At 64.4% G+C, this 4,499-nt stretch carries 6 protein-coding genes; 2 read left to right on the top strand and 4 right to left on the bottom strand.

Going from position 1 to position 4,499, the window contains the following annotated elements:
• Positions 1-2 precede the first annotated feature (2 nt).
• The gene (locus EN742_RS25545) at positions 3-761 is read left to right on the top strand and encodes a VOC family protein (protein WP_245492394.1); all 759 of its coding nucleotides are present in this window, start codon (positions 3-5) and stop codon (positions 759-761) included.
• 198 nt (positions 762-959) lie between these two features.
• Here EN742_RS25545 and purB read toward each other — a convergent pair whose 3' ends face one another.
• From purB to EN742_RS25530, 3 genes are all read right to left on the bottom strand, one after another.
• Entirely contained in the window at positions 960-2,267 is a 1,308-nt protein-coding gene (gene purB / locus EN742_RS25540; protein WP_127406800.1) for an adenylosuccinate lyase, read from the bottom strand.
• A gap of 60 nt (positions 2,268-2,327) precedes the next feature.
• Positions 2,328-2,741, bottom strand: coding sequence for a hypothetical protein (locus EN742_RS25535; protein ID WP_128333418.1), 414 nt, complete (start codon positions 2,739-2,741; stop codon positions 2,328-2,330).
• Between the two features lie 107 nt (positions 2,742-2,848).
• Positions 2,849-3,574, bottom strand: a complete 726-nt coding sequence (locus tag EN742_RS25530) for a DUF2259 domain-containing protein (protein WP_128333417.1) — start codon at positions 3,572-3,574, stop codon at positions 2,849-2,851.
• Between the two features lie 132 nt (positions 3,575-3,706).
• Between EN742_RS25530 and EN742_RS25525 the strand changes: the two genes are divergently transcribed.
• Positions 3,707-3,961: a DUF2171 domain-containing protein gene (locus EN742_RS25525; protein ID WP_126054827.1), complete on the top strand. Its 255-nt coding sequence runs from the start codon at positions 3,707-3,709 to the stop codon at positions 3,959-3,961.
• Positions 3,962-3,976: 15 nt separating this feature from the next.
• Here the strand turns inward: EN742_RS25525 and EN742_RS25520 are convergent.
• Positions 3,977-4,499: P1 family peptidase (locus EN742_RS25520; protein WP_189375583.1), on the bottom strand; the 523-nt coding region annotated here is incomplete at its 5' end.

Here is a 4,499-nt window from a genome sequence, read left to right as displayed (position 1 = left end):
GCCTGAGGGCGCGCGATGCCGAAAGCCTCGCCGGCTATTACCGCGCCGTTGTCGGTCTGCAGGAACTGAGGCGCGCCGATGGCGTGATCACGCTCGGCGCCGCCAACCGGCCCCTGCTGGTCATCGAGCCCGACGCCGCGGCAAAGCCTGACGATCCGCGCAGCGCCGGCCTGTTCCACACCGCCTTCCTGCTGCCCAGCCGTGCCGATCTCGGCCGCTGGATCAATCATGCCGCCGCCAACAGGATCGCCATCGAGGGCGCGTCGGACCATCTGGTCAGCGAGGCCCTCTATATGACCGATCCCGAGGGCAACGGCATCGAGATCTATTCTGACCGCCGTCCGCAGGACTGGAAGTGGATCGGCGACAAGATCGCCATGGCGACCGAGCGTCTGAACCTTCCGGCTGTCGTCGCCAGTGTGCCGGCCGATGACGCCGGCTGGCAGGGCGCGCCGGAAAACACCATCGTCGGCCACGTCCATCTGCGCGTCGGCCGGCCGGAGGACGCTGAGGCCTTTTGGCATGACCAGTTCGGCTTCGACACGGTGGCGAGATATGGCGGCCAGGCGGTGTTCCTGTCGTCGGGTGGCTACCACCACCACATTGGCGCCAATGCCTGGCGCAGCGCCGGCGCCGGCCGCCGCGATCCGGCACGTTCGGGCCTAGCGTGGGTCGAAATGCGCTCGGACAATGTGACCGGCGAGACGACCCGCGAGGATCCGTGGGGCACGGTGATCAGGACCATTCCCGGCAAGGCGTGATCCAACGTCGGCACAGCTCTTTTTCTCCCCGTCACTATACGGGGAGAAATGCCCGGCAGGGCAATGAGGGGCAGCGCCAGTTTTGCGAGTTTGTCTCCCCCGGACCTGGACGTGGCGAGTACAGTCATCGCCGAAGTCGGCGCCGCCCCTCATCCGCCCTTCGGGCACCTTCTCCCCGTGAACGGGGAGAAGGAAAGGCTACGCTTCCCCAAACACCCGCTTGAAGATCGTGTCGACATGCTTGGTGTGGTAGCCGAGGTCGAATTTCTCACGGATTTCGGCTTCCGGCAATGCCGCCGTCACTTCCTTGTCGGCAAGAAGTTCATCAAGGAAATCAGCGCCTTGTTCCCATACCTTCATGGCGTTGCGTTGCACCAGCCGGTAGGCGTCCTCGCGTGACACGCCGGCCTGCGTCAGCGCGAGAAGCATGCGCTGCGAATGCACAAGGCCGCGGAACTTGTTCATGTTCTTGAGCATGTTGTCGGGATAGACGAGCAGCTTGTCGACGACGCCGGTGAGCCGCGACAGCGCGAAATCCAGCGTCACGGTGGCGTCCGGTCCAATCATGCGTTCCACCGAGGAGTGAGAGATATCGCGCTCGTGCCAGAGCGCCACGTTCTCCATCGCCGGCATGGCGAAGGAGCGCACCATGCGGGCAAGGCCGGTGAGGTTTTCGGTCAGCACCGGATTGCGCTTGTGCGGCATCGCCGACGAGCCCTTCTGCCCCGGCGAGAAATACTCTTCCGCTTCCAGCACCTCAGTGCGCTGCAGGTGGCGGATTTCGATCGCCAGCCGCTCAACCGACGAGGCGATGACGCCGAGCGTGGCGAAAAACATGGCGTGGCGGTCGCGCGGGATCACCTGCGTCGAGACCGGCTCCGGCTTCAGCCCGAGCTTCTTCGCCACATGCTCTTCGACATAGGGCTCGATGTTGGCGAAGGTGCCGACCGCGCCCGAGATGGCGCAGGTCGCGATGTCTTCCCGCGCGTGCACCAGCCGCTCGCGGCAGCGCGAGAACTCGGCATAGGCCTGCGCCAGCTTGACGCCGAACGTGGTCGGCTCGGCATGGATGCCGTGGCTGCGGCCAATGGTGACGGTGTCCTTGTGTTCGAAGGCGCGGCGCTTGAGCGCCGCGAGCAGCGCGTCGATGTCGGCGAGCAAGATGTCGCTGGCGCGGGTGAGCTGCACGGCAAGGCAGGTGTCGAGCACGTCGGACGAGGTCATGCCCTGATGGATAAAACGGGCATCAGGCCCAACGAATTCGGCGAGATGGGTGAGGAAGGCGATCACGTCATGCTTGGTGACGCGCTCGATCTCGTCGATCCTGTCGACGTCGAATTTCGCGACGCCGCCTTTTTCCCAGATGGCATTTGCCGCCTCCTTGGGGATGACGCCGAGCTCGGCCAGCGCATCGCAGGCATGCGCCTCGATCTCGAACCAGATGCGGAAACGGGTCTCTGGCGACCAGATGGCGACCATTTCCGGCCGGGAATAGCGAGGGATCATCAATCGGTCCTGACTTCGGGAAGCTTGATGTCCGCCTCCTAACAGAGGCGGACAGAATGCTCAACGCCGCTGCCGCGCAAACCAGATGCTGGCGGCGGCGAGCCCGATGAATCCTGATGGAAAATAGAGCCGGACGCCGAGCACGACGAACTGGTGCAGCGCGGTCAGCACCGTGAACACGAATTCGAACGCCCACCGGATCGTGAAGGCCGGCGCATGCCATTCGGCATAGTAGGAGCGGTATTGCAGCGCGAACAGGGCGCCGGTGAATGCGAGCGTCGCGGCCAGCAGCGCAACGAAAGCGGCAGCGAACGCGACCTCCCAGTGCCGCCCGCGCGATACGAGGCGCGCCAGGAACAGGCCGACCGGGAAGGCGAGCGCGCCACCGGCGGCATAGAGCAGCGTGACGAAGCGGATCTTTGCCGGCGTTTCCCAGTCATAGAGGAGGAGATTGACGAGCGCGCTGGCGCCCATCGTCAGACCCCAGAGCAGGGCGCCGACAAACGCGGTGCGAGCGGGGGGCAGGGCGGCCCGGAAATGGTTGCCGATGCGACCGCGAGCCGTGGGTTGCGAAATCGGTGTCACAGGCGGCCTGTCACGGCGATCCAGCGGAAATCCGGCCCCTCGAAGCCGTATTGCCGAACCGCGATCAGCACGGCATAGGCGCTCAACCCCTGCATCGAGAACGTCTGCACCGCGCCGATCCGGTAGCCGTTCGGACAGCCGCGACTTTTGGGGATCGACTTGTCTTCGTGCAGAAGTTCGGTCTTGCCGCCATCCTTGGCCACAATGCGCAGCAGGCGAAAGCCGTTGATCTCGCCCTGGCTCTGGCAACCTTCGGTGTCGTTCATCGGGATTTCGTCCAAGCGGAACTCGAGCGGATCGTCGACCGGAGAAAAGATCGGGCGCGGATTGACCACCATGCGGAACGGATCGCTGGAAAGCTCGGTCACCGGGCTGAAACCGGCCGTGATGCCGCGACTGGCCGCCAGCTCGGCCTGGCTGACGATGGCCTCGCCTTTCTGGCGGGCCTGCAGCCGCGCCGCATCGAGCGTTGCCGCCTCGTCGTCGAGACGAACCCGGATCGGCGTTCCCTTGAGGAATGAGTCGGTGACGGTGTCGATGTAATAGCGGCTGGCGTAGGGATATCCGGACCCGTCCTGCACGCCATATTCCTCGAAGGCAAAGACGCCGCCATCCTTGCTGAAGCCAAGGATTTCCAGCTCGGCGACGTCGCCTGCGCCGGCCGTGGCGACGGTGGCGAGCTGAGCGAGCAGCCATGTGCAAATCAGAACGGGAATTCGCATGGACTTGTCGCTCCAGCCGGCAGGATTGGATCATGCCTATCATGTCATGATGAACAGGACGTGCCGTACAGCCGCGATGCATCCAATCTGGCCGTCGATTGTTATTGTCGGCAGCTTCAGCGGAGGATCACCATGACCGACACGAGCAAAATTCGCGGGCATATGGAAGTCGTCGGTGCCGACGGCGTACATGTCGGCACTGTCGAAGAGATCGAGGGGAAGCGGATCAAGCTGACCAAGGCTGACAGCGGTCAGGGCTCCCACAGAGGGCATCACCACTATATTCCCTTGAGCCTGGTAGCCGAGGTTGAGGGCGAGAAAGTTTGGCTGTCGGCCAATTCGGATGTCGCGGTGAGCTTCGAGGAAGAAAAGTCCGATCCCACCTGATCCACCAGGCCTCAGTCAGCGCGACGACCAGACTGGAAACAGATCGCCCGAAGCCGGCGTCGCGGCGTGGACGCCGCGGCTGATCGCGCGCGCCATGGTGGCGCCGGCGGTAGCGTAGAGATCGATGGCCGCGTCGGCGGTGAGCTCGATGCCGCTCTTGCCGGTCGCCAGTGCGAAGACCAGATCGCCGTCGGCAGGCGTATGCGCCGGCCAGATGGCGCGCGCGAAGCCGTCATGCGCCGAAATCGCCAGTCGCTTGGCGCCGGCCTTGGTCAGAATGGCATCGGTGGCGATGACGGCAATGGTGGTGTTGCCGCCAGCATCCCCTTGGCCGCCGAACTGCTTGTCGCGGTATTTCAACAGGATCTTCCTTGCGTCGGCGGGCATCGGCGAAGGATAGCCGAGACCGCCGAACTCGTCGCCGATCTCGAAGGGTGCTGACCAGAAGTAGCGGGTCCTGCCCACCGTGACGGAGCCGGTTGGGTTGACGGCGGCGAGCGCGCCGATGGTGATTCCGCTTTCGAGCACGGTCGAAGCC

The sequence above is a fragment of the Mesorhizobium sp. M4A.F.Ca.ET.020.02.1.1 genome, from assembly GCF_004022645.1.
Classification (GTDB): domain Bacteria; phylum Pseudomonadota; class Alphaproteobacteria; order Rhizobiales; family Rhizobiaceae; genus Mesorhizobium.
Note: the sequence above shows the minus strand (reverse complement) of the source record. Positions and strands in the feature narration are given on the sequence as shown.

Excerpts from the sequence above, each read along its gene's own strand:
- purB (WP_127406800.1), bottom strand. The coding sequence starts at position 2,267 with ATGATCCCTCGCTATTCCCGGCCGGAAATGGTCGCCATCTGGTCGCCA.
- EN742_RS25535 (WP_128333418.1), bottom strand. The coding sequence starts at position 2,741 with ATGGGCGCCAGCGCGCTCGTCAATCTCCTCCTCTATGACTGGGAAACG.
- EN742_RS25525 (WP_126054827.1), top strand. The coding sequence starts at position 3,707 with ATGACCGACACGAGCAAAATTCGCGGGCATATGGAAGTCGTCGGTGCC.
- EN742_RS25530 (WP_128333417.1), bottom strand. The coding sequence starts at position 3,574 with ATGCGAATTCCCGTTCTGATTTGCACATGGCTGCTCGCTCAGCTCGCC.